This is a genomic window from Bacillus sp. AFS041924, assembly GCF_002577195.1.
Classification (GTDB): domain Bacteria; phylum Bacillota; class Bacilli; order Bacillales; family Bacillaceae_G; genus Gottfriedia.
The window spans coordinates 136-26,039 of the sequence record NZ_NULG01000017.1 but is presented as its reverse complement, the minus strand read 5'-3'; the positions used below and the strand labels follow the sequence as shown (position 1 = coordinate 26,039).

At 30.7% G+C, this 25,904-nt stretch carries 27 protein-coding genes; 7 read left to right on the top strand and 20 right to left on the bottom strand.

The features are described 5' to 3' along the window. Positions 1 to 143 precede the first annotated feature (143 nt). Both COC46_RS06130 and COC46_RS22625 read right to left on the bottom strand, forming a co-directional pair. Complete coding sequence (locus COC46_RS06130; RefSeq protein ID WP_176545076.1) at positions 144 to 1,061, bottom strand: alpha/beta hydrolase; 918 nt, start codon at positions 1,059 to 1,061, stop codon at positions 144 to 146. A gap of 210 nt (positions 1,062 to 1,271) precedes the next feature. Continuing rightward, positions 1,272 to 1,406 carry a hypothetical protein gene (locus COC46_RS22625; protein WP_255294829.1) on the bottom strand — a complete coding sequence of 45 codons (135 nt, stop codon included), beginning with the start codon at positions 1,404 to 1,406 and terminating at the stop codon, positions 1,272 to 1,274. A 318-nt stretch (positions 1,407 to 1,724) separates the two neighbouring features. Between COC46_RS22625 and COC46_RS23220 the strand changes: the two genes are divergently transcribed. Next, on the top strand, positions 1,725 to 1,832 hold the full coding sequence (locus COC46_RS23220; protein WP_483295513.1) for a putative holin-like toxin: 108 nt from the start codon (positions 1,725 to 1,727) through the stop codon (positions 1,830 to 1,832). A 188-nt stretch (positions 1,833 to 2,020) separates the two neighbouring features. Here COC46_RS23220 and COC46_RS06125 read toward each other — a convergent pair whose 3' ends face one another. The 10 genes from COC46_RS06125 to COC46_RS06075 form a co-directional block, all read right to left on the bottom strand. Continuing rightward, positions 2,021 to 3,073 (bottom strand): ATP-binding protein, encoded by a 1,053-nt coding sequence (locus COC46_RS06125; RefSeq protein ID WP_176545075.1) that lies wholly within the window; start codon positions 3,071 to 3,073, stop codon positions 2,021 to 2,023. A 469-nt stretch (positions 3,074 to 3,542) separates the two neighbouring features. Continuing rightward, positions 3,543 to 4,043 (bottom strand): (2Fe-2S)-binding protein, encoded by a 501-nt coding sequence (locus COC46_RS06115; protein WP_098808908.1) that lies wholly within the window; start codon positions 4,041 to 4,043, stop codon positions 3,543 to 3,545. 10 nt (positions 4,044 to 4,053) lie between these two features. After that, entirely contained in the window at positions 4,054 to 6,327 is a 2,274-nt protein-coding gene (pucD, locus tag COC46_RS06110; protein ID WP_255294828.1) for a xanthine dehydrogenase subunit D, read from the bottom strand. Between the two features lie 17 nt (positions 6,328 to 6,344). Next, the gene (locus COC46_RS06105) at positions 6,345 to 7,223 is read right to left on the bottom strand and encodes an FAD binding domain-containing protein (RefSeq protein ID WP_098808860.1); all 879 of its coding nucleotides are present in this window, start codon (positions 7,221 to 7,223) and stop codon (positions 6,345 to 6,347) included. Beyond that, complete coding sequence (locus COC46_RS06100) at positions 7,220 to 7,864, bottom strand: NTP transferase domain-containing protein (RefSeq protein WP_098808859.1); 645 nt, start codon at positions 7,862 to 7,864, stop codon at positions 7,220 to 7,222. Before COC46_RS06100 ends, COC46_RS06105 begins: the two co-directional genes overlap by 4 nt. Further along, on the bottom strand, positions 7,857 to 8,897 hold the full coding sequence (locus COC46_RS06095) for an XdhC family protein (protein ID WP_098808858.1): 1,041 nt from the start codon (positions 8,895 to 8,897) through the stop codon (positions 7,857 to 7,859). Before COC46_RS06095 ends, COC46_RS06100 begins: the two co-directional genes overlap by 8 nt. A gap of 193 nt (positions 8,898 to 9,090) precedes the next feature. Continuing rightward, entirely contained in the window at positions 9,091 to 9,828 is a 738-nt protein-coding gene (locus tag COC46_RS06090; protein ID WP_176545074.1) for a GDSL-type esterase/lipase family protein, read from the bottom strand. Positions 9,829 to 10,004: 176 nt separating this feature from the next. Next, positions 10,005 to 10,739: a hypothetical protein gene (locus COC46_RS06085; protein ID WP_098808856.1), complete on the bottom strand. Its 735-nt coding sequence runs from the start codon at positions 10,737 to 10,739 to the stop codon at positions 10,005 to 10,007. A gap of 405 nt (positions 10,740 to 11,144) precedes the next feature. Then, positions 11,145 to 11,666: a DUF4362 domain-containing protein gene (locus tag COC46_RS06080; RefSeq protein ID WP_098808855.1), complete on the bottom strand. Its 522-nt coding sequence runs from the start codon at positions 11,664 to 11,666 to the stop codon at positions 11,145 to 11,147. Between the two features lie 335 nt (positions 11,667 to 12,001). Next, a complete protein-coding gene (locus COC46_RS06075; protein WP_098808854.1) occupies positions 12,002 to 12,625 on the bottom strand; it encodes a serine/threonine-protein kinase in 624 nt (207 codons plus the stop codon). Between the two features lie 329 nt (positions 12,626 to 12,954). Between COC46_RS06075 and COC46_RS06070 the strand changes: the two genes are divergently transcribed. From COC46_RS06070 to COC46_RS06055, 4 genes are all read left to right on the top strand, one after another. Then, on the top strand, positions 12,955 to 13,110 hold the full coding sequence (locus tag COC46_RS06070; protein ID WP_098808853.1) for a XapX domain-containing protein: 156 nt from the start codon (positions 12,955 to 12,957) through the stop codon (positions 13,108 to 13,110). Positions 13,111 to 13,212: 102 nt separating this feature from the next. Next, positions 13,213 to 14,391: a NupC/NupG family nucleoside CNT transporter gene (locus tag COC46_RS06065; RefSeq protein ID WP_098808852.1), complete on the top strand. Its 1,179-nt coding sequence runs from the start codon at positions 13,213 to 13,215 to the stop codon at positions 14,389 to 14,391. Between the two features lie 706 nt (positions 14,392 to 15,097). After that, a complete protein-coding gene (locus COC46_RS06060) occupies positions 15,098 to 16,468 on the top strand; it encodes a glycosyltransferase family 2 protein (protein WP_098808851.1) in 1,371 nt (456 codons plus the stop codon). Then, complete coding sequence (locus COC46_RS06055) at positions 16,461 to 17,306, top strand: polysaccharide deacetylase family protein (protein WP_098808850.1); 846 nt, start codon at positions 16,461 to 16,463, stop codon at positions 17,304 to 17,306. The genes COC46_RS06060 and COC46_RS06055 overlap by 8 nt, the downstream gene beginning before the upstream one ends. A 264-nt stretch (positions 17,307 to 17,570) precedes the next feature. Here COC46_RS06055 and COC46_RS06050 read toward each other — a convergent pair whose 3' ends face one another. The 6 genes from COC46_RS06050 to COC46_RS06025 all read right to left on the bottom strand — a co-directional run bounded on the left by COC46_RS06050 (position 17,571) and on the right by COC46_RS06025 (position 23,099). Continuing rightward, on the bottom strand, positions 17,571 to 18,056 hold the full coding sequence (locus COC46_RS06050; protein WP_098808849.1) for a heme-degrading domain-containing protein: 486 nt from the start codon (positions 18,054 to 18,056) through the stop codon (positions 17,571 to 17,573). Between the two features lie 11 nt (positions 18,057 to 18,067). Further along, on the bottom strand, positions 18,068 to 19,108 hold the full coding sequence (locus COC46_RS06045) for an oxidoreductase (RefSeq protein ID WP_098808848.1): 1,041 nt from the start codon (positions 19,106 to 19,108) through the stop codon (positions 18,068 to 18,070). Beyond that, positions 19,095 to 19,883, bottom strand: coding sequence for a DeoR/GlpR family DNA-binding transcription regulator (locus tag COC46_RS06040; RefSeq protein WP_098808847.1), 789 nt, complete (start codon positions 19,881 to 19,883; stop codon positions 19,095 to 19,097). Before COC46_RS06040 ends, COC46_RS06045 begins: the two co-directional genes overlap by 14 nt. 179 nt (positions 19,884 to 20,062) lie before the next feature. Further along, on the bottom strand, positions 20,063 to 20,473 hold the full coding sequence (locus COC46_RS06035; RefSeq protein WP_098808846.1) for a hypothetical protein: 411 nt from the start codon (positions 20,471 to 20,473) through the stop codon (positions 20,063 to 20,065). A 696-nt stretch (positions 20,474 to 21,169) separates the two neighbouring features. Then, positions 21,170 to 22,288 carry an RtcB family protein gene (locus COC46_RS06030; protein WP_098808845.1) on the bottom strand — a complete coding sequence of 373 codons (1,119 nt, stop codon included), beginning with the start codon at positions 22,286 to 22,288 and terminating at the stop codon, positions 21,170 to 21,172. Positions 22,289 to 22,544: 256 nt separating this feature from the next. Next, the gene (locus tag COC46_RS06025; protein ID WP_098808844.1) at positions 22,545 to 23,099 is read right to left on the bottom strand and encodes a histidine phosphatase family protein; all 555 of its coding nucleotides are present in this window, start codon (positions 23,097 to 23,099) and stop codon (positions 22,545 to 22,547) included. A gap of 178 nt (positions 23,100 to 23,277) precedes the next feature. On the opposite strand from COC46_RS06025, the gene COC46_RS06020 reads away from it, so the two are divergent. Beyond that, a complete protein-coding gene (locus COC46_RS06020) occupies positions 23,278 to 23,844 on the top strand; it encodes a hypothetical protein (RefSeq protein WP_098808843.1) in 567 nt (188 codons plus the stop codon). 106 nt (positions 23,845 to 23,950) lie between these two features. Here COC46_RS06020 and COC46_RS06015 read toward each other — a convergent pair whose 3' ends face one another. After that, the gene (locus COC46_RS06015) at positions 23,951 to 24,649 is read right to left on the bottom strand and encodes a Dph6-related ATP pyrophosphatase (RefSeq protein ID WP_176545073.1); all 699 of its coding nucleotides are present in this window, start codon (positions 24,647 to 24,649) and stop codon (positions 23,951 to 23,953) included. Between the two features lie 39 nt (positions 24,650 to 24,688). Further along, on the bottom strand, positions 24,689 to 25,303 hold the full coding sequence (locus COC46_RS06010) for a zinc dependent phospholipase C family protein (protein WP_098808841.1): 615 nt from the start codon (positions 25,301 to 25,303) through the stop codon (positions 24,689 to 24,691). 241 nt (positions 25,304 to 25,544) lie between these two features. Here COC46_RS06010 and COC46_RS06005 point away from each other — a divergent pair, with 241 nt between their 5' ends. After that, the gene (locus COC46_RS06005; protein ID WP_098808840.1) at positions 25,545 to 25,781 is read left to right on the top strand and encodes a hypothetical protein; all 237 of its coding nucleotides are present in this window, start codon (positions 25,545 to 25,547) and stop codon (positions 25,779 to 25,781) included. Positions 25,782 to 25,904 lie beyond the last annotated feature (123 nt).

The following is a 25,904-nucleotide window of genomic DNA, read 5'->3' as shown; positions in this document are numbered from 1 at the left end:
ACAATTTCACCTTTAAATTAAGCAATATTATAATTAGTAGTATTTTCTACAGGCTCTACTTTCATGTACTTAAAGAATACCTTTCACAATTTAAAAAACAGATTAACCTCACTGGTTCATCTGTTTCACAAAATCTATTTATTTTATTTTTCATTCGATGAAAATGTCTTTTCAATAAACTCAATTACCTTCTTAGTATACGATTCAGGTTCTTCTATAAATGTTGTGGTATGCCCATGCTCTGTGATCCATAAAGATTTTTCATTTTCATTAGGAATTTGTTCATAAATCATTTCACTACTACTGTATGGTACTTTTATATCATTCTTTCCATGAATTAATAAATAATTTGTAGAATTTCCTTTTTGCACTGTTAATACAGGAGAGACTTCTTTCGGATCGATCCTTAACAAATGCTTCATGGATTTTAAGATGATTGACGTAAATGGTTTTTTAGGCAACTTGGACCAAACACTTAGATTATCTTCTAAATAGGTTTGTAAATCATGAAAAGGGCTATCTGCAATAACTCCTTTAATTTGTGGGTGTAGACTTCCTACAAGCAAACAAGTCGCTCCACCCATACTCCATCCAAGCAAAATAATTTCTAACTGATTTCTTTCTTTGATCACATACTCTACTGCAGATGATAAATCATGCTGTTCGTAATATCCAATTCCTGTAGTTCGTCCACCAGACTTTCCACTATTGCGAAAATCAAACATTAAAACATTATATCCTCTATCATGAATTGATTTTACAATTCGAAGACCATTTATCTTTTTTTGACTTCGCTCATCTGTATACCCATGTGCAGTTATTATTGTTTTAGAAGTTGGTTTTTTTGCTGGTATCCACCATCCTCTGAGCACAACTTTGTCAAGACTACTTTGAAATTCAATTTCTTCAAATTGTAAATCATAATCAGCAGGGGTTTGTTCAGTTTTTCGTCTAAATGGATGAGTTAAGATCAATCCAACTAAAATTGGAATTAAGAAGAAGAAAATCGGCGACAAAATTAGCATCCAAATTATAAGCTTTTTTATTTTATTTCGTTCCATCATGTACACTCCTTTTGTCTTGCTAGCCAAATAGAAGTTCTTCTATTTACATTATGTAAAAAATTAGACTTTGTTAGTCTTAATTAAAGTTATTATTATGGATTAAGTGTATCTTTTTCGACACTTGTTAATCAATAGAAAAGGTGTATCAAAAATTCAACTATAATGAATTTTTGACACACCATTGAATTAAATAATTTCATTAAAAAATTATTGTCGAGCTAATTTTGTGATATCTTCCATAATACAGTCTTGTGGTCCTTGTTTACATGTTAATACTAGTAATGCTACGATCGCTACTAAATAAAATAGAAGCATTGAGTACAATCCGATCACTAAGAACATAAAATAACACCATTTATATGTTATGAAGTTCACAAATTAAATTTAACATATAAGTCACATTATAAAATCTAGATTTTGTGTATTATTTGCGACGAATTTCACAAACGTAAAATTAAGTGATGGTTATATTAAGAAACTGTTGTTTGTTCATGTTGCTTATTGGATCTATTTATAGCATGATCTTTACAATTAGTTGAATTGAAAATTGGGAAATCTTTCAAATTTTAAGAGCGAAAAAAGTCGGAAAATGGTATAAAAAAATTACTACATATCTTGGGAATCGGCTGATCTTACCTTTTTTGAAAGGTGGTGATGCCTATGACGGAGCATGAAACGATTAGTTTAATGCTTGAAAGTGTAATGGCAACGATTGCGCTAATTAGCTTAATCGTTGCCATCATCAATATTACTTCTAATAAGAAGTAACCGTCCTTCCCCAAGGACATATTTGTCAGCCGTATCACTACGGGTGTAGTACTGAGTTTGGTGTTACAGCACCAAACTCTTTTTCATTATATCCAAAGTATACCATAATTTATAATAAAATTTAGCAATTTATTATCCGAAAATTTAGCAATTAACCTTAAATTTAGACATGTATTCCATAAGAAACATTATCTACTAAATCTTATATTAAAAATTGTACCTTCTTCACTAGACGTAAAATCAATCGTAGCATTATTTCGTTTAGCAATCGCAAAACAAATTGCTAAACCTAATCCAGTACCATTTTCTTTCGATGTAACAAAAGGGGTGGATATTCTCTCTATTATATCTGGTGGAATTCCAGATCCCTCATCTTTAATTGACATAACAATTTTATCGTCTTCAACATATGTATGTATACTTACAATTTTTCTAACGCCCATTGCATCTAAAGAATTATTAACCATATTTAAGAGTAATTGTCGAATTTCATTTTGATCAATCATTATGTTAGGAATGTCATTTAGTTCTCTTATAATCATTTTGTCCTCTTTTAATGCTCTCGTTTCAAGTAACGGATAAATGGTATTTATTATTTTATTTAGATTACACTCTTCAAGTTTATTTGGCTTTTTCTTTGCAATATCAAGAAATTCAGTAATAATTGTGTTCACACGGTTTATTTCATCGATCATCAATTCAAAAATCTGACTATAGCTCTCAAAAGTTTTATTTTGTAACCCTAATTGTAAAAATCCCTTTACCGTTGTAAGAGGATTTCTGATTTCATGTGCTACTCCAGCTGCCATTTCACCTATTATTTTAAGTTTTTCATAATAACGCTGCTCTTCTTCCTGAACTTTTTTCTCAGAAATATCACTGAAAATTGCTAGGATTCCATTCTGATCTGGGATTACCTTAATTTCATAAGCTATGTGAGAGTATTCGGTCATTGCTTCAAACGATTGAATTTTTTGATCATTATAGGCCTTATTATAGTAGAAATAGATGTCTGTATTAATATAATTAGGTAATGCATTCCACATACAAATACCCATTAATTCTTCTTTTGGCTTCTCGATCATTGCTTCTGCAGCCTTATTAATAAATACAAATTCCATTTTAGAATTTAAATAATAACAACCTTCAGCCATATTATTAAATACTTCATATAAGTCGACGTGATTAATTAATTTATCATCTTCATTTAATGGTAAATTACTATTTGTATGCAAAGTCATCATACTCCTTCCAATTTTGATGACTAAATACTAGAAATCAACCAGTATTTTCTATATTAAGAATAACATATTTCTGAATTTTCGGAAATAATTTAAACAATTCAATTTTTTTAAATACAATAAATCAGATAAGTAAAATTTAAGGTAAAAATAAAGTGGAAAATGATATTATTTCTTTTTTTTAAAACTAAATCCATGTAAAAAACCCCCTTTTTGGCGTTCTTTTACAGTGATCAAAAGTATACAAAAAAAATAGAACCAAGTATGAGAATCATTATGTACAACTAGATTGCTTATTATTTTCAAGATACAGAATCCAACAAATGCACCATAAATGAAATATAAAATATCCCGATACACAAAAAAACCCCCTCATATTTACCCTATGAACAATAGGATAATTATAGAAGGACAAAGTTTATGACGTTGTAATTTTTTCCTTATATTATATAGAAATTAATTATTATTCTTATTGATCATTCCAATTGCTTTTTGCTTTTTGTACAGAGCGTATAATTCCAATATAACCAGTACATCTACAAAGATTACCTGATAGTGCTTCTTTGATTTCTTCTTCTGTTGGATTTGAATTTGTGTCAAGGAGTGCTTTTACAGCCATAATCATACCTGGCGTACAATATCCACATTGATACCCACCCTCTTCTAGGAAAGCCTTCTGAATGGGATGGAGTTCTACATCTGCTAAGCCTTCAATTGTACAAATCGAAGTATTGTTTACTTGATAAGCCATCATCATACATGAATTAACTAGTTTATTATCCATATGAACAGCACATGCACCACATCGACCGATTTCACATGAGAATTTTGTTCCCGTCATATTTAACTCTTCTCGTAAGATGTCTAGTAGTCGAGTTGTAGGCGAAACATGTAATTTTTTTTCAATATTGTTTACTATTAAATTGAGCTCAAGCAAATGAATAGGTTGATCTTTATTATTTTTATTCATACCCATTAGCTCATCTCCTTGATTTGATTAATTGCAATAAATATTCTGGAGATATTGGTAATTTATTGATCCAACAGCCAGTTGCATCATAAATTGCTCTAGCAATTGCTGGAGCAACAGCAACTGTTCCGATTTCTCCAACACCTCTAGGTCCAAATGAATCTCCTTCTTCAAGATTTTCGATTGGAACTACATTTACATTTGAAGGAATATCACAAATTATTGGTATAAGATAAGTATCAAAGTTATCAGAAATGTATACACCGTTTTCCATTAATGAATTTTCCATTAATGAGTAGCCTAATGCCATAATACCGCCACCTTCTATTTGTCCCTTATAACCAACTACATTGACAACTGGACCAGCAGCAACAGCATGATCTAAATCAGTTACCTTAACTTTTCCAGTAATGAGGTCAACCTCAACTTGTGCCAAAACTGCTGCGAAAGAATAAAGAAAGTGACTACCTCCAACTTTAGCATCCGGGCTCGTAGGAAAATCAAATGAAGTTTGAACGAGTATTTCTTGTTCTTGTGGCGCTTTGCGTGCAAGCTCTTTATAAGAGATAATTAATTTTTCCTCTCTTCCGTTAACCTTTAGCCAAATCCCATTTGGACCCATATTAAGATTGTTAATAGGTATTCTAGTAACCTTTTGGGCTAGTTCAAGAATCTGATTCTTAAATGAGGCTTCCATTCTTTTTAAAGAATGCCAAACCATGCTTGTAGCTCTCGATGCTGTAGAAGAACCGCTAATTGGTACTAAATCAGTGTCACCTATGATTATATTAATATCTTGAACCGAACAATTAAATTCATCAATTAATAGTGTTTCGATTACACCAAGTAAACCTTGACCACATTCTTCAAATCCAAAAGCTGATTCTATTTTACCGTTACGTGTAAAAAATAAACGGCCTCCAGCGGGATCAAGTCTATCTACTCCAAGCCCACCTCCATGCATTGTTATTGCAATACCTTTGCCATACACCTTCCAATCTTGACTACTATCATTTTCACCCTGATTTTTTAATAAATGTATTTTTGATATATTATTTAATACATCAAAAGCACCGTTTGTAGGTACAATTTTTTGACCTAATGGGCCTAAATCATTTGTTTTTCTTAAATTTTTCAAACGAAATTGGGTAGCATCCATTTTTAGTTTTTCAGCAAGGCGATCTATTTGCCCTTCAAGAGCAAACGTAATTTGATTGCCGCCAAATCCTCTAAATTCACCAGCTACTCCATTATTCGTAAATACTGAATATCCTTCAATATCAATATTAGGTATGATATATGGTCCCGGTGCATGCTCTATTGCAAAATCTAAAACTGCTGGACCTAATGTTGCATATGCACCTGTATCAGCTATAATTTTTACTTTATGAGAAACAATTTCTCCTTTTTCGTTTACACCCGTTTTCATTGTAATTTTCATAGGATGACGCTTTAAACCTGATTTTACGGATTCACTCCTACTTTGATGAATTTTGATTGGACATTTGGTTTTTAAAGCTAACAAAGCACCATATGGTTGAATATTTAATTCATCTTTACCTCCAAAAGAACCACCCATAGGGCTAGAGACAACTCGAATATTTTCTTCTGGTATATTAAGAATCCTTGACAATTGAAAACGATCTTTAAAACCATGCTGTGTTCCAACATAAACTGTTAAATTCCCATTCGTTTCAGGTACAATTACTCCACCTTCAGTTTCCATATATGCATGCATTTGCCTAGGTAATTCATAAGTTTCTTCTACAATCACACAGCAATCTTGGAAGCCTCTTTCAACATCTCCTTTTTGATATGTGGCATGATGTAAAATATTTCCTTGTTCATGTAATAGAGGTGCATCATGGCGAAGTGCAAACTCAGGACTATCTATAACAGGCAGTTTCCTATATTCAACTTTAATTACTTGTAATGCCTGCTCAGCTTTTTCTTCTGTATCAGCTGCAATAGCTACAATTGCATCACCGACATATCTTACCCGATCTTTACAAAATACCGGTTGGTCAGGAAATATTAGACCAAAACCATTTAATCCAGGAATATCTTTATAAGTAACAACAGCCCTTACTCCCTCAATTTTTTCAGCTTCTTCAATTGAAATTGATAAAATTTCAGCATGTGGTTCAGTACTTCTTAACACTTTCCCATATAACATGTTCGGAAAAGAAAGGTCAGTAAGATATTTCATATTTCCGGTCACCTTACCTAGACCATCAGGACGTATTCTTCTTTCTTTATTTGAAGGAATCATGTCTTTACTCATTCATCCACCTCTTATTTTTAAGGTAGTTTAGCAATCTCGGAAACGATAATATTAGTTGTAATAACCTGCTTATAGTTCGAAGATGAAAAATGATCTGAAGGAGGTTTAAATTCCTTATTGATGGAATTAGCAATTTCTTTTAATTGAAAAGTTGGAACGATTAAGCCTTTAATAAACTGTTCAGTATTAACTAATCTTTGAGGCAAAAATGAGTTACCACAAACTACTAAGCAAACTTGTTCTATTTCTTTATTTTCATTCATCTTAAAATTTCCAGATATAGTTACAATACTTTGACAGAAAACCTCTCGTAATCCTACCTTTTTATAAAAATAATAATTTCTGGGCTTCTTTTTTTGCACAGGTATACTAATGCTCACAAGTATAGAGTTTGATAAAAAGTTACTATCTTTTATACACTCTGATAGTTTTTTTACGAACATTTCGTTTCCATCATACAAAGTTAGATGTGCATCCAAGACAATTAATGCAGGGATGACATCACCTTGACGATTTGCTATATTTCCCCCGATCGTTGCTCTATTACGAATAGCTGGAGATGCAATATTTCGAACGGCTTCTACTAATAAAGGAACATTTTCAAAAAATATTGGATTATTCCTACAGCAATCTAAAGTGGTTAATGCGCCAATTTGGAGAAAGGTTTGATCATCTTTCCGTATTAGTTTATATTCCTTCATGTCTTTAATGTTTTCTATACTTATTAAATTATCAGGACAATGAATCCCCTTTTCCCAATGAATTTGTAAAAGAGTTCCCCCTGCAATAAAGCATGAATTATTATAAAATTGGCGTTTTAGACTGTATGCTTTTTCAAGTGAATCTGGAAACCAAACAGTAGGATAATATAAGCTTGCATCTCCTTTTCGAATCAATTATTAAATTCAACTCCCTTCGCAACCTCATATGCATCTTTTGTATCAATATCAAAAAAGTCCCACTTATTATCAAACTCTACTAATAATCCTTCTAAATTCGTTTGTTTCCGAATAAGAACTCTTGCTCCTTGATCTCCATTTAGCATGTATAAGTCCGGTACCGTATTTGCCGAAAATACAATTGGTGGTCTAGGAATTCCATGAAAGCTTGCAGCCAAAAATGGAATTTCAGGGGTCTCACTTATACATTTTATATAATTTTCATGTAATTCATTTATCGTTTTTATAGATAAAAAAGGTTGGTCTGCGAGGAGAATCATAATACCTAAAGGATTCATTTTAAGTGCTGCAGTTAAACCACATTTTAAAGAAAATGATTGTCCTTGGAAAGCGTTGCCACATGGAACTTGAGACCAATAATCACGATTAGGAAATTGAAAAAGATCTCGATCAATCCAATCTAGGGAATCGTTTTCTTTCGTAACAACAAAAATATGGTCAATATTTGATTGGATAAATTGACGTAGTCCATAGCTACCAATTGTAGATGAACCTAATGGAAGAGCAATCTTATTCTGACCCATTCTATTACTACTACCTGCTGCAAGTAATATAGCAATGACGCTATTTTTATCCATCTTTCGTCTTCCTTTTTAGTCTCTGTTTTTGAATTAATTCAGCAACAATGCTGATTGCAATTTCTTCTGGACCCTCAGCACCAATTGGAAGCCCAGCTGGACTGCTTATTTCTGAATTTGTTGTATTTCCACCTAAAAGTCGTTGTAATCGTAATTCCCCACCGAGTACTCCTAAATAGTTAAGATTCACATTTGATATAAGATTCAATATTTCCTTGTCCTTTTGAAATTGATGCGTAATAACAATAACGGAATCTGAATTAGACAATTGAAGGTTAGGAATAATCTCACTAGGAAAACCAACAAGTATTTCATCTGTACTTGGAAAGTATTCTTTTGAACAAAATTCTTCTCGCCAATCTGTTACCGTTACAAAAAATCCTGCTAAAGATGCAAGTTTTACTAAAGGAATCGCATCCTTACCTGCGCCAAACACAATTAAGCGAGGTTTCGGATTAAAAGAATGTAAATATATTTGTGTTCCAACCTGTTCTATCGTTCGAAGCCCGCTCTTCATATTTGAAATATGTAAATCATTTAAAACACGCTTTACCTGCTCTAATTTTCGCTCATTGCAATTACCAAAATAAGTTTTATCATCGACCATGAACATAGTTTCAACTTCTTCATGGTCATTTGATAAAATTTTCATCATTGTTACTTGATTGCCTTTCAAAAGAAATGATTTTAGTCTAGTTAGTAAATTAAACATACTTACATCAACTGGCTCTAAAAGTAAAGTAACAATGCCATTACACCCCGCCCCATTTCCCCATGATAAGTCGTCTTCTGAACTCATATCATAAATAACTGTCTGAGGTATTTTTTTTATTCTAGTTTCTTGAATTCGATAAGAAAGATCTGTTTCAAGACAACCAGCGCTCAATAAACCAATGCATTTACCATTTCCTTTAAATAACATTGATGTTCCTTCTTTTCGATAAGCAGAGCCTTCTACATGAATAATAGTAGCTAAAACATCATTTTCATAAGGTGATAAAATTTCATTTAGTATCTCATGGATACATTCCATAAGATCCCCCCTAGATATAAACTCAGATTATAAATGATTCCAAGACAAACATTTTTAGTAAATATTAATATATAGTTCTATGATTACCGTGTTATGTCTCATATCATAATTAAACATTTGCAATTACGATAAAATAGAAAAAGATTAACCACTATCTGTAGTTAATCTTTAGGTTAATTCAGTATTTTCTTAATTATTTTATTCCAAGTGCTTTCTTTCCAATATTCGCTAGTACTTCCTGTCCAGCAATAGTAGGATGTATGTCTCCCTTTCTAACATAAGTATCTTGTTTTTCATCAAATGCAGAAAAAGCATCAGCTATTTTTACATTTTTGTATTTATCTGCAACGATTGCGATATTCGGATTAATGATTGTTGATAATAATTGATCGGATAAAGCATGCTTCGGTTGATTGGTTACTTGAAAAGGATTATAAAAATTGTACATGACAATTGGCGCATCATTCAATTTGCGAATTTCACGAATTATTTCATCTAAATTATTCTTTAAAATTGGAACCATTAATTCAATCATTTCTGAAAATTCTTTTAAATCATCCGTTGCTTTTAAAGTATGAATCAAATCATTATTTCCTATATCGAGAGTTATATAACCTGCCTGTTTTACTGATTCCCTGAAATTACGATCATTTTTAATTGCTTTCAAGAGGTCATCAGTTGTCCACCCTGGAACTCCTAGGTCACGAACTTCAAGGTTTGCATATTCACCAATTAGAAATGGGAAAGCATAGTTTGATGGTATATCATTATTTATACCCAAGTTATAACCAAATGTAATGGAATCCCCAAGGCCAACGAGATCATTTTTTGCATAAGTATTATCATTATATTCTTTTGCATGTGCACTAGTTGAAAAAAAAGTACCTACTAATGTAATGATTAATAAAGCTGACCCTATTGTTTTTCTCATCAAAAGAGCCCCCCTAGAAGATTTGATAAAGAAACTTACTTCGATTAAACAATTTGTAATAAATAGTAATATAAGACTAAAATTTCCAATTTCAATAAATTTACTCATACAAAATTAAACTTTAAGTAAAAATTAAAAAAGCTAACAGTTTGAGTTAGCTTTTTTCCAAACTTTATTTATGAAATCTCTGCAACCTTTGAAGGATTATTTAATTTATATTTAACTTCTTTGTTTAATTTCTTATCAACAACTTTTCCATCAAATTGATACGATTTACCGATTTCTAATTCAGCTGCTTTCAAGGTTTTACTTAAAGAGCACCATGCATTTCCAATAATTAAATCCTGCTCTCCTTTAACTACAACATTTTCCCATATAATAATTTCTTCTTCGCTATCGTTAAAATGGTTATATTTTGTACTAAATTCTTTAATTGTTCCATTAAAATGTGATTTATCAGTTGGTAATGTGATTGAAACTTCTTCTTTCTTTTCGGCTTTTTTCTTTGTAGTACCTTTAGAAGCTGGTTCTTTCGTTTTAGTTTCTGTTTTTTTATCTTCAACAATCTTTGTATCACTTTCACCTACTGTATAAACTTTCTTAAAGCTTGGGGACTGCATTTCTTTTAAATAGGCAGGATGAATACATGATAAATTACCGTCTTCAAATTCAATAATAATCGTATGATACTCATCCGTTACCCCATATGATTCATAACCTACAATCTTGACATTCACTTGAAAGTCTTGGCCTTTAAATAAAAAATCATATTTTGGATTCTTATTAAATAATCCCCAAGATCGTCCTTTTTCTAAATAATCCTCATCAGACAAAAATTTCGTAAATTCCCCTTTTGGAGGTATGTATTTAATCATTCCAATTTTTTCGCTTTGCACTAAATTGTCGACCATTTTTCTGTGCTCCTTTTAGTAAAACTTTTTTATTTATTTCCATTTTTTAGTTGCTGTTTTATTCGTTTTATGTAGAAATTATAGAGTAGTTCGGAATACTTTGTCCATATTAATGTAAATTTTATCTAATTAAGTGATATATTACGGTGTGTGAAATTTTCATGATAATTTAATTGTTTATTAGATTAATTCCTTTATGGATCGCTTGATTACAGATACTTCGGTAAATGAAATTGTTGTTTATATGATTTTTTCTATTCTTAAATTGTTAATCTAATTGTTTACAAGGATCAGAGTTGAATTTTTTCTAAATATATATTTTTGTTTTTTGATTACCCTGTCTAATTGATTTTAACAACAAAACAAATAAAAACGTCGATTTTTTGTTAACCGACGTTTTTGTTACTAAAATTCAACTTTATCAAAGTGATAACAATTTGTTAAATATGACATTTTTGAATTTACAACAAGCTTTTGGCAATAATCTTCTAAAATTTTTGGGCCCGCAACAAATTTACTCATTGCAAAAGTACCTTTTCGATATTTGTCTGTTCGATCTCTAGAGCTATCAAAGCGATAATAAATTAATTTTCCATTATATTGATATTCGGTAATTACTGGATCACCTTTTGAAGTAAATTCAACAAATCGAATAAAGTCAGGCTTTTTATTTCTTACATTATTAATAAATTTATTAATCCTGTTATTTTGTAATGAAGATCTTTCTTTTATGATAATATCACCATTTTTTATTGCATCTTCTTTCGTATAGAATGCCGGAATCCTATTCGTTTCTTTTTCTCCGTAATTCTCAATTTCTTTTTTTAACATTTCTTTCGTAAATACACTAGCCTCTACTTCAATTAAATGGTCGAAGGAAAAACTAATAAATACTATTAGTAAAAATGAGATAATTATTTTATACATTTTGCCCTCCAATATTACTTTTAATAATATTGGTTAGTTTTTCCATTCCAATATTTCTTATGCGATTAACAAAAAATGAGGCTGTCTCAAAAGCACTGTTTGATTAAAAAACCGTCAAATTAAAAACTCAAGAATGCTGTAAAATTCAACTGTCTTGCGTTTTGTTTTTTAAATTTCAAGGCTGAAATCTACTTTTTGGGACAGCCTCATCCAGAGTGTAGACAAAGTCCCNNCCCTAAACGGTAATGAGCACTGCGCAGGCAGGCGAAGCAACGAAGAAAGCAAGCGTTTGGCGGGCAGTCTGAATCCACCTTAGATTAAAGGTGGATTATTTTTTATGAAGAGTATGAGCTATATGAACTCGAATGTGAATGTCTGTGGTGGTGGCGTCTAGACGAAGAGGAGTGTCGTCTATAATGATGGTTTGAAGAAGAATGATGATGTCTCCTTTTATGTTTTCGATGACGTCGATGAGAACTTCCAAACAAAGATTTAAAAAAACCTAATTGGAGTGTATCTACTTCAAGTGAGAATCGACCAACGTCAACAATTCGTACTTCTCCATCATTCGTTAACATGATATTGTGATTATGTAAATCAAACGCGTACAGTCCAGCATTTTGAGCGTCTATGACAGCTTGATTAATTTGAGTTTCATATTGTTTACGTATATCTTTATTATGACCATCTAACTCATAAAAAGTCTCACCAAATACACGTTCGCTAACCATAAAATCATTGGTGTATGCATGAACTTGTGGAAAATAAATACTTCTTTCAAGAAGATGTAGTTTCATTCCATCATCGCGACTTTTCCCATCATCCTTAAATACTTTAACTACATAATTGTCTCTAGTGTAAACATCACCATCTTTCCCACTTGCTATGTATTCAAAACGATCAGTGTGTTCACCAAATAAAGAAAAATCATGAATTTCTTGTAAAATCGATTGTTTCATCTATAATCCCCTTTCAAATGTTAATTTTAAAACTAAAATTCCTTTTACAATATATTCTCTAAAAACATTCAATTTACCTATATTGCATGTGAATTAAAGTAGAAATTTATAATAGCTATGATTTTTTATCGATTGGGGATAATACCTTATTAAATAGAAGCTTGTTCTTAAATTAAAAAAATCTATAAATCGAACTTCAATGATATCTTTTTAAAAGGAGTGATTTTTACATAATTTTTTATATTTTTCAAGTATTTATAATTAAAATATTCAATATTTCACAATTCATATTTTTGGTTCACTAAACAGAGTTAAAGGAGTTAGTATATATGCATGAAATAATAATGAGTTTAATTGCGGGTTTAATTGTTGGCGTTATATTTACACTCATTAAATTACCAATTCCAGCCCCCCCTGTGTTTTCGGCTATTTGTGGAATTATAGGTGTATGGAGTGGAATGAAATTAGTGCAATTATTTATCTAAAAATAATCCTAGTTATATTTAATGATATTTTTATTTTGATTGGAAATAATAAGATAGCAAATTAGAAATAATTCTACGATTTTGTAATTTGGAGGAAACTAAATGTCATATATTATCGCGATCATTGGCATTATCTTGTTACTTGCTATTTGTTGGCTAATGTCTAATGATAAAAAGAACATAAATTATAAAGCTGTTGCAATCATGTTAATAGTTCAATTTATTTTAGCCTGGTTTATGCTAAAAACCACAATTGGACAAACAATTCTACAAAAGATTGTTGCCTTCTTTAATAAAGTTTTATCATTCGGTAACGAAGGAATTGCATTTGTTTTTGGCGATTTATCAACAAAGGGATATTTCTGGATCAACGTTTTAATGATGATTATATTCGTATCTGCATTATTATCAATTTTGACCTATACAAGAATACTCCCCTTAGCAATTAAATATATTGGTGGTGCAGTTGCAAAAATTACTGGTTTACCTAAAATCGAATCATTCGTTGCAGTAAATAGTATGGTATTCGGTGATACAACAGCAATTCTTTCTGTTAAAACTGAATTACACAAACTTACAGCTAACCGTTTATTCGTTGTCGTTACTTCTTCTTTAGTAGCAGTATCTTGTTCAATCCTAGGTGCATATATGCAAATGATTCCTCCTGAATATGTATTAGTTGCACTACCAATTAATGTGTTCTCTGGTTTAATTCTTTCATCAATGGTATGTCCTGTAACTTCAGAACAAGATGAAGAAATTAACGTTAAAGAAATGATTAAGGAAAAATCATTATTTGAAGCAATTGGAAACGGTGCTCTAGATGGCGGTAAAGTTGCATTAATCGTAGGAGCAATGTTAATCACGTATATCGGTTTACTTGCGATGATTAATTTCGTTTTTAACTCGATAATCGGAATGACATTTACTGAAATTTTAGGATATGTATTTGCTCCTGTTGCTTTCATTATGGGTATTCCAAGTGATGAATTAGTTCGAACAGGATCAATCATGGGCACAAAAGTTGCTGCAAATGAGTTTGTAGCAATGCTTGATTTCCAAAAAATAATTCCTAATTTATCAGCTAAAACAGTCGCAATCGTATCATCATTTCTAGTATCATTTGCTAACTTTTCATCAATCGGTATTATATATGGTGCTATTGCAGCGATTGATAAAAAACAATCTGAGCTTTTTGCTAAATTCGGTTTTAAAGTACTATTTGTTGCTACATTAGGTTCGATTTTAACAGGGACAATAGTAGGTTTATTTGTTAGATAATCTCAGTCCGCTTATAATGTAAAAACAAAAAACGCCGAGTCTTTCCGTTAAGGACTCGGCTTAAAAATTTTAAAGTATCATACTCAATACTAATCCCCTAGTAATCCATAAATCGCGACAAAAGTATACATGAAACTGACAGATTTAACAGTCATAAGATAAAGTATTCTTTCGTCATCCAGAAGGATACATCACAAAGTGGAGTACATACGATTGACTGTACTTCCAATTGCAAAAACCATCAATTCCGGACTAATCCCTGTTGTTTTTTACCTTTTCCTTTTACATGCGATTTCACCCTCTCATTTCCTGTCACTAAGCTCTCTATCCATAATTCATAAAGACTGAATTACGATCCTACCGATTTATTTTCCAAATTAAAATAAGAGTAAATTACGGTATGTGAAATTTTTATATTTTTTAATTTTATAATTGTAATCAAGTATCCTTACTAATTAAAATTTAGTGGTCGTAAAAATCACTATTTTAATATTTGTATTGTTAGACATCATATTGAAATAAATTGTTCAAAAAAAATCATAGGAAATTTATTTATATCCCTTTATGATATTTCTTATGTTTATTTTATAATTTGAATCTATTTTCGTTACGTTTGGTTTAATGTTACTTTTCCTATTTAACTATTGAATTAGTATTCTTAGGATGAATTTCGTAACTAAGATAATAGTTTTAAGGAGATATTATTATGCAATTTGTTACACTACTTATATTATTCTTATGTACCTTTTTTCCCCTCTTACATATGATTAATGCTTTACCAATCTTTTTTAATCGCAAGAAAATATTCCATAATCAAGTACGAAAAAATAAAAGCATTAGCATACTCATTCCATGTTTTAACGAGGAAAATATAATCGAAACAGCTATAAAAGGTATGAAAATATTGAATTACTCAGCAAAAGAAGTTATTTATATTAACGATGGATCACAAGATGCAACAATGAAAATCTTACTTAAACTACTTCGTCTCGTACCGGAAGAACGAAAAATATCCAATCAGTTAAAAAGTAATGCAATCAAAAACTTCTATAAGTCTACTGTTTTCCCCAATGTATACGTAATTGACAAGGAAAATGGTGGTAAACATGACGCATTAAACGCTGGAATCATGTATTCAAAAAATGAATTAGTAGTTACTTTAGATGCCGATAGTATTCTTGCTGAAGATGCATTACAGGTGTTAAATGAAGTATTTCAGGATGTTGATGTAATCGCAGCTGGAGGCATGGTGCACCCACTTCAAGGAGTTCAATTTAATCAAAAGAAAGTCGAACGCACTTTATCCGTTAATCATGTCATTAGATTTCAAGTATTTGAATTCATAAAAGGATTCTATATTAATAGAGTTTCACTTGCGAAATTTGATGCACTATCAGTTATTTCAGGTGCTTTCGGTGTTTTTAATAGAGAAATATTGCTTAAAGTTGGTGGATACAGAAAGACTTTAGGCGAAGATATCGACATTACTTTAAAATTTCAGCAATACATTTTAAAGAACCCTGGCATGAGAATGGAATTTGTACCAAATGCAGTATGTTATACCGAATGTCCGGAAACCTGGAAGGATTTATTTAAACAAAGAGTCCGCTGGCAAAAGGCTTTTATTGACTGTATCGTTTATTATTTTCCGATGCTTATAAAGACATTTTTATTTCGAACTGTTTCTTTCTTTATGCTAATCGATTCGTTTATTTTAGGTACAGTTGCAATTTATTTTACGCTCTTCAATTTAGGTTATATGCTCTTTACAAATTTAAATCATGCTCAAAGTCTCCTACTATTTTATCTACTTGGGGTCGTTTCTTTAAATTTAATTTACAGTCTATTCGCTATGTATCTTGCTCGTTATTACGGGGTTGAATTTAAAGGAAAAGATAAAATACGATTGACGATTACAATTATTTTAGACTTATTTGTCTATCGATTTATAACACTATTTTTCGTACTCATTGGTACGGTTTCATATTTTATAAACCGGAACGATTGGAACAAAGTTTCAAGATCCGGTAGAGTTTATGAGTTAGAAAAGGATAAGGGAATGAAGAACGTTGGATAAAAAACTTATGATTGTTTATGCGATTTTAATTTCGTCATTCATGATCGCATATCCATTTATGAAGAGTAGCGCATCTTATATGTCAAAACCAATACAACAAAATAACTTACTACACCCTACTGAATGTAGACCTTTGCAAGAAAAACCACAAACAATTCAAAAGCTACAAGATAATGCTAACATTATTTTTACAATGGATGATGGGTGGGAAACTCAATTTACGAAAGGGTTTCAAATATTAAAAGATAGAGGAATAAAAGCTAGTATAGCCGTTATACCAACAAAAATTGGTACTGAAGGATATATGTCATTAAGTCAATTAAATACCTTATACTCTTCAGGTTGGGACTTGATGAATCATACAAATACACATCGTCATTTAGCAAATTTAAATAAGCAAGAACAAAAAAAAGAATTAAACAAAGCACGTAAATGGTTAAATAGAAATTGTTTTACAAGAGCAAGTAATATTGCCGTTTATCCATATGGTTCTTATAATCAAGATACATTGAAAACTTTACAGGAAGAACATTATCGAAGTGCTCGAACGATTAAAGATGGAATTGAAAGAAACGATATCAAAAAATATGAAATACGTACGATCAATTTACTTCCTAGTACTGATATTTCATGGGTTAAAGATCAGATAGATTTAGCAATTAAAACGAAACAAACGATTGTATTTACAAATCATCGGTTTGATAATAAAGCCGATAAAGCGCAAATGAATTTTGATCCAGAAAAGTTTAGAACGATTGTTAATTATGTAGATAGTAAAAAAAATGAATTAAACATTTTGACATTTTCTGAATGGTTGGATTTAAAAGAGATTAAATGAGTTGCTTTGGCAGCTCTTTTTTATTTTTAACTATTTATTTCTTTAACAGAGAATTCTATCTACCCCACATATAAAAATGAGTATTTTAAACTAATACTGGATGAGTATTCAGAAAGCGTCAATCGGGTTATTTTAAGCTTATTCGATCAATAATTTAAATAATTCCAATATTATTCGATACGATTTACTATTTAATTAAACCGAAATTTTCTAAGCAATAACAAAGGAGCCGAAATTTCGACTCCTTTGAAATAGTTATATGTTTTACTCTTCAAACATTTTATTTAGGAATTTAGCTAATTCCTCAACAATTAAATTATGATCATCTTCCTGAGATAACCCTGAAACAGTAATTACACCAATTACTCCTGAACCTTCAATTTTAATAGGAAAAGCTCCACCATGAATTGCAAATTCATATGGACTGGCTGAGTAAAAGTCATAATACGAACGATTTTTCATTTCATTGTAAAGCCTCATAAAATATGAGCTTGAATGGTGACGAAGAACAACATTTGATTTTCGTTTAATCCATATATCTTGGTCTGGAGCAGTATGATCCATTGCATAATGGAATACCGTTTGACCGTTTTTCACTATATTTATAGCAATTGGTTTATCAAAGGCTTTAGCTGATTCAATAATTGACAATCCAATTTCTAAAGCATCATGATTAGAAAAACTTTTAAAGATTAGATTTTCTTCTTGTTTCCTTACTTCTTCAAGCTTTGTTTGGATATTTTTCTCCATACTTCCCCCTATTATAGATAAATAACTTTCTTTTCTTCACTACTTTTAAGTGCTGCTTCAATAATTTTAATAACAGATAAACCTTCTTCACCAGTAACTGGGGCTTTTTTACCTTCAAAAATGCTTTCAGCTATTTTCTTATAATAAGTTGTATAAGAGCCTGGTATTGTGACTATCGTTTCTTCCAATTCCTTTTCCCCTTCTACAGTAAAGAGTTTACCGTAAAATTGTGGTACATCTTCTCCCCATCCTTGTTGGGTAGGTTTTTTCCCTTCTTTTAGTGCAGCTTCTTGTCCATCGATTCCGTACTTGATAAAGCTACCTTTATTACCATGAACTTGAAAACGTGGTCCGTTACTAGGGATAATCGAACCGGAATGTAAAATCACACGAAGCTTGTCATAACCTAATATGATATGGAAGTAATCATCTGTTTCGGCATTTACTCTTTGTGCAAATACATCTGCTGAAATGAATTGAGGCTGACCAAATAGATTTAATGCCTGATCAATTAAATGCGATCCTAAATCAAATAACATCCCAGAGCCAGGTCCTTGCTTTTCTCTCCATCGATTCCTTACTTCTGGTCTATATCGGTCAAAATGAACTTGATATGTATTCACTTCTCCTAATAGACCTTCGTTAATTAACTTTTTAACGGTTAAAAAATCATTATCCCATCTTCTGTTATGATATACACTTAGCATTAAATTTTTTTCATTTGCAATATTAATTAATTCCTCTGCCTCACGCGTTTTTACTACCATCGGTTTTTCCAATATTATGTGCTTACCAGCTTCTAAGCTTTGTTTTGCCATTTCATAATGCATTCCACTTGGGGTAGTGATAACAACTAAATCAATCGATTCATCCTCAAGAACCTCGTCTAAACTACTTACTACTTCTACATCCCCTAAATCTCTTTTTACATCTTCCTTTTTTGAACTAACAACTTTTGCCAATTCAAATTCTTCTAAAACACTAATAAACGGAGCATGGAATGTAGCACCAGAAAATCCATATCCAACTAAACCAACCTTAATTTTTTCCATCTAAAATCCTCTCACTTTCCTCTTCTTCTAATATAATTAAATGAATATTATTTTCGATTATCTTACTTTTAAATTCTTCATCAGGAGCTTTGTCAGTAATTATGACATCTATATTTTTTATTTCACACACTTTGTGAAGAAAACCCTTTTCAAACTTTGTGTGATCTGCTAATAATACTACTTGTCTTGCGCAACTAATCATTTTTTTCTTTAAAAATGATTCCTCCTCGTCAGGTGAAGTAATTCCATCAGAACTGATTCCACAAGCACCAAGAAATAGTTGATCTACTTTGTAATCATTTAGTGTATCAATTGTCCTAGCACCTACTAAATTTCTGTTTTTTCTATTGAACTTCCCTGGAAGCATAAAGCTTTGAATTTGCTCATACTCACCTAATAAATCAACAATATCAATTGAGTTTGTAATCACATTAACTTCCTTATTGAACATAAATTTAGACATTAGCGCAATTGTAGAAGAAGTATCCATCAATAAATCACTTTTTTCACGAATAAGTGATGTAGCTCTTTGAGCAATCTTCTCCTTGCCTTCAGTTGCATTACGTTCTTTATAATCAATTAAATTTCCATTAGAGATTGGAAGTGTTGCGCCACCTTTTATCCGCATTATTTCTCCGCGTTCTTCGAGTTTTACTAGATCTCTTCTCGCTGTATCTTTTGAAACGCTAAGCATTTCACATATTTTTTCTAATGTAATCTCTTTCTTTGAACTCAAATAATTTATTATCAAAGTTAGCCTTTGTTCTTGATACATAGCCCAAATCTCCTTCTATTTTTTCAAAGCAAATTCAAAATCTAAAGATATTATATAAAATTAATTTGTATTAATCCACCAAAAAAACTTAAAAAACTTAATTTAATTACATATTTTAAGTATTTATTCGCAAAAAAAGACAGTAAAAGCATTTCAACTTTACCGTCTTATTTTTAATTTTATAAAAATTTTATTTGATGGAATAAGTGGTTTTTTCCATTCCACTCAATAATAAATTCTTCAATCCCTAATACTGCTGTTTCTGGTTTTGAGGATTGATTATCGATCCATTTCTTAAGTTCTGGTAAAACTTCATTATGAAATCGAGATTTCGCCTTTTCCGGATAAATAGTTTGAGAGATTGGATAAAAATAAATTCGAATATCCTTATCTCTATTACAAGTAACCGAAGCAACAACAGTACCGCTGATTTGTGGTGGTCTTGCGCAACGATTATCAAATTCAAATTTCCTTCTCAGGCCGAATAAAACACTAGCCTCTTCTTTTCTAGGAAGATTCAACTTTATTTGTTTTCTATTCGCAGCATATGTTTCTATTTTATTAAGATTTCTAAAAAAAACGATTTTCAATTTCGCACCTCCTAATAATAATCACTACATTATCATTTCTACTTCATTTAATTTATGCTCTTACTTATAATCATATTGGCCTACTTCAAATTAATCACAATAAAAAAAATCGACAAAAACGCCGATTTTCTATAAAACTATCAAACCTATATTAATTTGATACTGATTTTATTAAATTTTAGGCTTAGTTAAATGAAATTATCGATTTTCATAAGCTGCTAAATGACGGTATTATTTTAAAAAAAGTTGATAAATAAAGTAAGAAAGGGTATGTGCAATGACTATAATAAAAGGGATTATCCAAAAAGAAATTCAGAATCACAAGAGAGTAATACTATACTAGTCCTTCAAATACTATCAAAAAAATACTGATGACTTCAGGCTACATGGAGAATTTCTCCTTTTTCATTTCCCTAATCATTTAATAAACTCCAAAGAAAATTTCCAAGTAACAATGACAATCCAAGATACAGAACAAAAATGAGAAGTACTAATAATAATCTTTTGAGCTTGATGAACATAGTAATCCCCCATTATGTACAAGAATTAGTGTCAAAATTAGTGAATTACTATAATTGTATACTTATAATGGGGATAAAGAACTTAAGAGATTAATATTCTCTTTAATTTTGAATAATTGTTTATTAGCTGGTTTGTTCTTTTTCAACAATAAAATAACCCCTTAAAATAAAGAGGTTATTTGTCAGCCTTTAGATTGTAAACTGGTTTCATAAAGAAATCGATATCAATCAGTTCTGTAATATTTTCTAGTATTAATTTCGGTTTTTTATAAACCATTGGTGACTCATCGACAGTATGTTTGTTTACGGATGTTGTAAAAACACCTTTCATTGATTTTTGGTAGACATCTAAATCTACTTTATAGACTGCATCTGTTCGGCTCATAATTCGACCAGCCCCATGAGGTGCTGAATAATTAAACTCTCTCGAACTTTTACCTTTTCCTACAACACATCCAAATGCCATATTAAATGGAATGATTACTTCTTCGCCTTCACTAGCAGATATTGCACCTTTTCTTAAAATATTATTTTGAAGATCAATATAATTATGAACCGATTCAATTTTTTTAATTGAATCAAAATCAAGTTTAAAATATTTTTCAATGATGATTTTAGCAATTGTTTCTCTATTTAAAGAAGCGAAATGTTGTGCAATTGAAAGATCCCTTAAATAAGCATCCTTGTCTTCCTTTTTAGTTAAATAGTCATATCCTTTATAACTTTCTCCGAATAATTGTTTCATATTTTCTTTTGCGACATTCATATGATGCTTTGCTATTTCAAACCCAAAATTTCTAGAACCTGTATGGATGACAAGCCAAAAGTGATTATTCTCATCTCGATCTATTTCGATAAAGTGATTTCCAGATCCAAGAGTTGCAATGCTGTTCATCACATACATATAATTAAGATCAAGTCTCTCAACTGCTTCAGCAATTTCTCGTGGTTCGATAACAGGTTCATCATGGATATTTGAACCAATCGGGATATTTTTTCGAATGAATTTATCCAACTTTTCACTCTTTACCGATTTCATTCGCCCAAGATGATAAGCACTAACCCCACAGCCAATATCTACACCTACGATAGAAGGAATAATAAAATCGTTTAACGTCATTGTAAACCCTACCATGACACCCCCACTAGAGATATGGCAATCGGGCATGACAACGATGTTTGAATCTGAAAAGCATTCCGTATCTAAAATCGTTTTTAATTGTGTAATAACATTTGTATCAACATAATCAAGTAATATTTTTCCATTATTATGTTTACCGTTATATTCTATCATGTATGATCCTCACTTGTATTTTCTATATCTACTCTTTCATTTAAGTCAAATCCAATAACTATATAATGGAAAATAACTTAGAAATATTATAGCATCTCTCAAAATATGAACCTTCCATTTACTTCTAATAAAAGCCAATATCTTTCAACTTATTCATAGAAAGTATGTGATAGAATAATTTAATAAAAGAAAATTATTAAGTGAGATTCATTTTAAATTGAAAAATTCTATTTGCCTACTCGAATAAACCGTTAGATTAACTCCATATTCTATTCACTTCAATTAAAGTTTCACCATCAAAAGTTAATTTATAAATATCCGGCATTGCAAGTTCATTCCAAAAATCATAATCATATTTTTGATCAAAAAAATTCATAATTAGTACCATAATATTACCGTGCGTACCAATAACAATGTTTTTACCACAATAATTTTTCAATAGATTCTTAGTAGCTTCTATTCCTCTTTTTTGAGCCATATTATTTGACTCTCCATCATTCCAGGAACGATTAAAGTCCTTCCATACTTCACTTATTACAAACTCAAAGTCCTCAACAGGCTCTGATGAGAGTAAACGTTCTTTAAAATTCTCATCAAGCTTAATTTCTTTATTTAATGATTTCGCTAACTCTTCAACAGTTTGGATTGCCCGTTTATATGGACTTGAAACAACATAGTCAATTTTTTCTTTTAATAGTATTTCAGCAACAGTTTTTGCATCAGTATACCCTTTATTAGATAATGGTCGCCCTAATTCATCAGGAGTATAAGTAGAATGGGCATGTCTTACTAAGTATAGGTTCGTAATCATAGTGTTCTCCCTAAAAAATCAATATTCTTTCTCACTATAAAATTCGACATTTTTTTGATTTTTTCCTTGTAACATCTTCTATCATAAAGTTTAATCAATGATCAAGTTCATAAATAAAAGTATACTTTTCATAATTTAACAAAAACTAATCATTAAAAATAACATAAGGTGTGAATCAATGAAAAAAATATGTATTGCTACTATTTTAAGTACCGTAGTATTTTTTTGTTCAGCACATTTAATTTTCGCCGACAATTTAAATAAAGTTACGGCAATACTTACAGTTCAAGTAGGCCCATCAGATGACACCTTAGTCGAATCTAGTCCACCTATAAAAGGAGCTAGGATTATAGTAATTAATTCTTTTGGTAAAGTATTAGGAACGACATTAACTAATTCAAACGGAATAGCAAAAATTAAAGTAACAGTGAACAAGGATCATCGTTTTCAGAAGAAACAAATGGGAGAAGTTACTGTTATCACTGTAGCAAATGGATATAATGAACAGATCGACTTTAATGTACCAATCAACGAATTCAACGACAATTCTGCAAAAGAATCGGTAGCTCTTTGGATAGTAGATCCTAAAAGAAGAAATGAACCACGTTTTACTAATGGTTCTTTTCATAGGCTTACAGTATTTGAAATGTTAGATTATTATGCTAAACAAGTTGGATTAACGAAACAAAATATTACGATGGATGCGAAAGTTGAACCACCTTGGGGACCAGATTTTAAAAAATAGTAGTTTGAATTAGTATTCCTTTTACAGTTAATTAGTAAAAAATAGACCGTTACAAATTAACAGTCTATTTTTACTTAACTATTTGATTCTCTTTCTAAATCATATTTCATACTAGAACTAAATCTGTATAACAAAATCTAGTTTCTCCTGTATAAACATCAGCACTTAACTTCTTTTCTCCTAGTTCAAACTGAATTGGATTCTTGAAAATAGGGCCGTCAAATACAAATGAGTGATATTCGCCATTCTCACCGCAAGGATCAACCTCTTTTGGAAGTCCCTTAATAAGTTGATTATCGATTACTTTACCAGAAAATTCTTCTGTTAATCTCGTTAAATCTACGCATGTAATAATCGTTTTGTAACCTAAGGAAATAAATCGTTCAATCACATTTGTTGTGCCTTCTCCCCATAGTGGAAAAATCGGATTCATTCCTAATGGTTTAAGCATTTCTTCTCGGTATTTTCTTACATCTTCTAAAAATAGATCTCCAAATGCAATATGTTCGATCCCTTGTTCTTTTAACTCTAAATTAACTTGAGTCATTATCTCTTTATATTTTTCATTTGAACAATTTTCTGGAATCCATATTTTCCTTATAGGAAGTCCGATTGATTTTGCTTGAGCATCCAATAGTTCTACCCTCACTCCATGAATACTAGTCCGATTATAACCTTCTGTTACCGATGCAATTAACAATACTACTTCGAATTCAACAGATTGCATAAGATCATGCAACGCTAAAGTTGAATCCTTTCCACTAAAAGATACAGCTACTTTTTTCTTATTAATTGTGATTACCACCTTTATTATTTCATTTTCTATCTACATTTCATAATCCATTTAAGGTAAGTTTAGTATCGGTTTAAGATGCATTATACACTTGTTAACACAAGTCTCTATATATCCAATAATTTGTTCTAACCTAAATACACTTAAATCTATGAAAACGTCTTCCTCTTTATAATTCATATCTTTTAATATATGAGGTATAAGATTATTAACATCATTTGATGAAACCTCATGTATTTCTAATATTGAATTTCTTCTATGTAAGTCCTCTTTTAATTCATCTTTATCACCATAAAGTTCTAATAACTTACCATTTAATAGTTCGAAATCCTGGTGATATAAGTTTAAAATATGATGATCACTTTCAATTCTGTTTTTTAGCCAAGGTAAGTAAAAGCCCTTTAACCAAAGATCATCAGCTATTAAATGAGTATAATAACCTAATATATATTTTTCTATCTTAATAGAATTATATTTATGTAAAAATCCATCAAAATCTATGCTTCTAGTATAGTCATTCGCCTCACCTATAAAGAAATGCGATAATTCTTTCGGTGAAACAGCATCTGGTGCAATCCCCCCTATTAAAAATGATGATTTATCAGAAATAGAAATTTTTTTAGCAACTTGATTCGCAATAATTAGGTGCATATTACGTGATCCCAAGTTACACATCTCCTCCACAAAGAAATTATAGCATTTTTCAATCAATTACTTTTCTTTTGAATATCCTACTTTGCTTTAAAAATTAAACATCAAATAAGCTAATAATTTTTCAATAATAGCAAATAATTAACGAATAATGATTTATTCATGCAGAAAAATAAAATTGACATACAACCATAAGGTGTTATAATTTAAATAACACCTTATGGTTGTATAATTTATTTCTTAGGAGGCAACAGGTATGGACAAGCAAGGTCAAGAAATGTTCTTAAATTTTATTTTAGAAAGAGTTCAAGAAGGTAAAGAAGATGAAGCAAGGGAAATTCTTTTAGAAAACTTCAGAAAACAAGATGAAGGTACTTTTTCTCTAGAAGAAGTTCAACAATTTGTCCCTAAAATGATTACTTTATTAAAGCCTGAGAAACTTGAAGAAGTGAAAGCAGTTGTAATGCAATTTGCTGGAAATTTCGTTAAATAAAGTAAAAAAACTCTGTTTTATCAGAGTTTTTTTCATGCTGTTGAAAAAAGACTTTGTCAATTATTACAGGAAATTATCACTGATAACTAAGTTATGTAATGTGGATTTCCACTACAGGTGCTC

What these genes read in the sequence shown, in the direction of transcription:
- COC46_RS06130 (WP_176545076.1), bottom strand. Translation starts at nt 1,061, where the DNA reads ATGGAACGAAATAAAATAAAAAAGCTTATAATTTGGATGCTAATTTTG.
- COC46_RS22625 (WP_255294829.1), bottom strand. Translation starts at nt 1,406, where the DNA reads ATGTTCTTAGTGATCGGATTGTACTCAATGCTTCTATTTTATTTAGTA.
- COC46_RS23220 (WP_483295513.1), top strand. Translation starts at nt 1,725, where the DNA reads ATGACGGAGCATGAAACGATTAGTTTAATGCTTGAAAGTGTAATGGCA.
- COC46_RS06125 (WP_176545075.1), bottom strand. Translation starts at nt 3,073, where the DNA reads ATGACTTTGCATACAAATAGTAATTTACCATTAAATGAAGATGATAAA.
- COC46_RS06115 (WP_098808908.1), bottom strand. Translation starts at nt 4,043, where the DNA reads ATGAATAAAAATAATAAAGATCAACCTATTCATTTGCTTGAGCTCAAT.
- pucD (WP_255294828.1), bottom strand. Translation starts at nt 6,327, where the DNA reads ATGAGTAAAGACATGATTCCTTCAAATAAAGAAAGAAGAATACGTCCT.
- COC46_RS06100 (WP_098808859.1), bottom strand. Translation starts at nt 7,864, where the DNA reads ATGGATAAAAATAGCGTCATTGCTATATTACTTGCAGCAGGTAGTAGT.
- COC46_RS06095 (WP_098808858.1), bottom strand. Translation starts at nt 8,897, where the DNA reads ATGGAATGTATCCATGAGATACTAAATGAAATTTTATCACCTTATGAA.
- COC46_RS06090 (WP_176545074.1), bottom strand. Translation starts at nt 9,828, where the DNA reads ATGAGAAAAACAATAGGGTCAGCTTTATTAATCATTACATTAGTAGGT.
- COC46_RS06085 (WP_098808856.1), bottom strand. Translation starts at nt 10,739, where the DNA reads ATGGTCGACAATTTAGTGCAAAGCGAAAAAATTGGAATGATTAAATAC.
- COC46_RS06080 (WP_098808855.1), bottom strand. Translation starts at nt 11,666, where the DNA reads ATGTATAAAATAATTATCTCATTTTTACTAATAGTATTTATTAGTTTT.
- COC46_RS06075 (WP_098808854.1), bottom strand. Translation starts at nt 12,625, where the DNA reads ATGAAACAATCGATTTTACAAGAAATTCATGATTTTTCTTTATTTGGT.
- COC46_RS06070 (WP_098808853.1), top strand. Translation starts at nt 12,955, where the DNA reads ATGCATGAAATAATAATGAGTTTAATTGCGGGTTTAATTGTTGGCGTT.
- COC46_RS06065 (WP_098808852.1), top strand. Translation starts at nt 13,213, where the DNA reads ATGTCATATATTATCGCGATCATTGGCATTATCTTGTTACTTGCTATT.
- COC46_RS06060 (WP_098808851.1), top strand. Translation starts at nt 15,098, where the DNA reads ATGCAATTTGTTACACTACTTATATTATTCTTATGTACCTTTTTTCCC.
- COC46_RS06050 (WP_098808849.1), bottom strand. Translation starts at nt 18,056, where the DNA reads ATGGAGAAAAATATCCAAACAAAGCTTGAAGAAGTAAGGAAACAAGAA.
- COC46_RS06045 (WP_098808848.1), bottom strand. Translation starts at nt 19,108, where the DNA reads ATGGAAAAAATTAAGGTTGGTTTAGTTGGATATGGATTTTCTGGTGCT.
- COC46_RS06040 (WP_098808847.1), bottom strand. Translation starts at nt 19,883, where the DNA reads ATGTATCAAGAACAAAGGCTAACTTTGATAATAAATTATTTGAGTTCA.
- COC46_RS06030 (WP_098808845.1), bottom strand. Translation starts at nt 22,288, where the DNA reads ATGATAGAATATAACGGTAAACATAATAATGGAAAAATATTACTTGAT.
- COC46_RS06025 (WP_098808844.1), bottom strand. Translation starts at nt 23,099, where the DNA reads ATGATTACGAACCTATACTTAGTAAGACATGCCCATTCTACTTATACT.
- COC46_RS06020 (WP_098808843.1), top strand. Translation starts at nt 23,278, where the DNA reads ATGAAAAAAATATGTATTGCTACTATTTTAAGTACCGTAGTATTTTTT.
- COC46_RS06005 (WP_098808840.1), top strand. Translation starts at nt 25,545, where the DNA reads ATGGACAAGCAAGGTCAAGAAATGTTCTTAAATTTTATTTTAGAAAGA.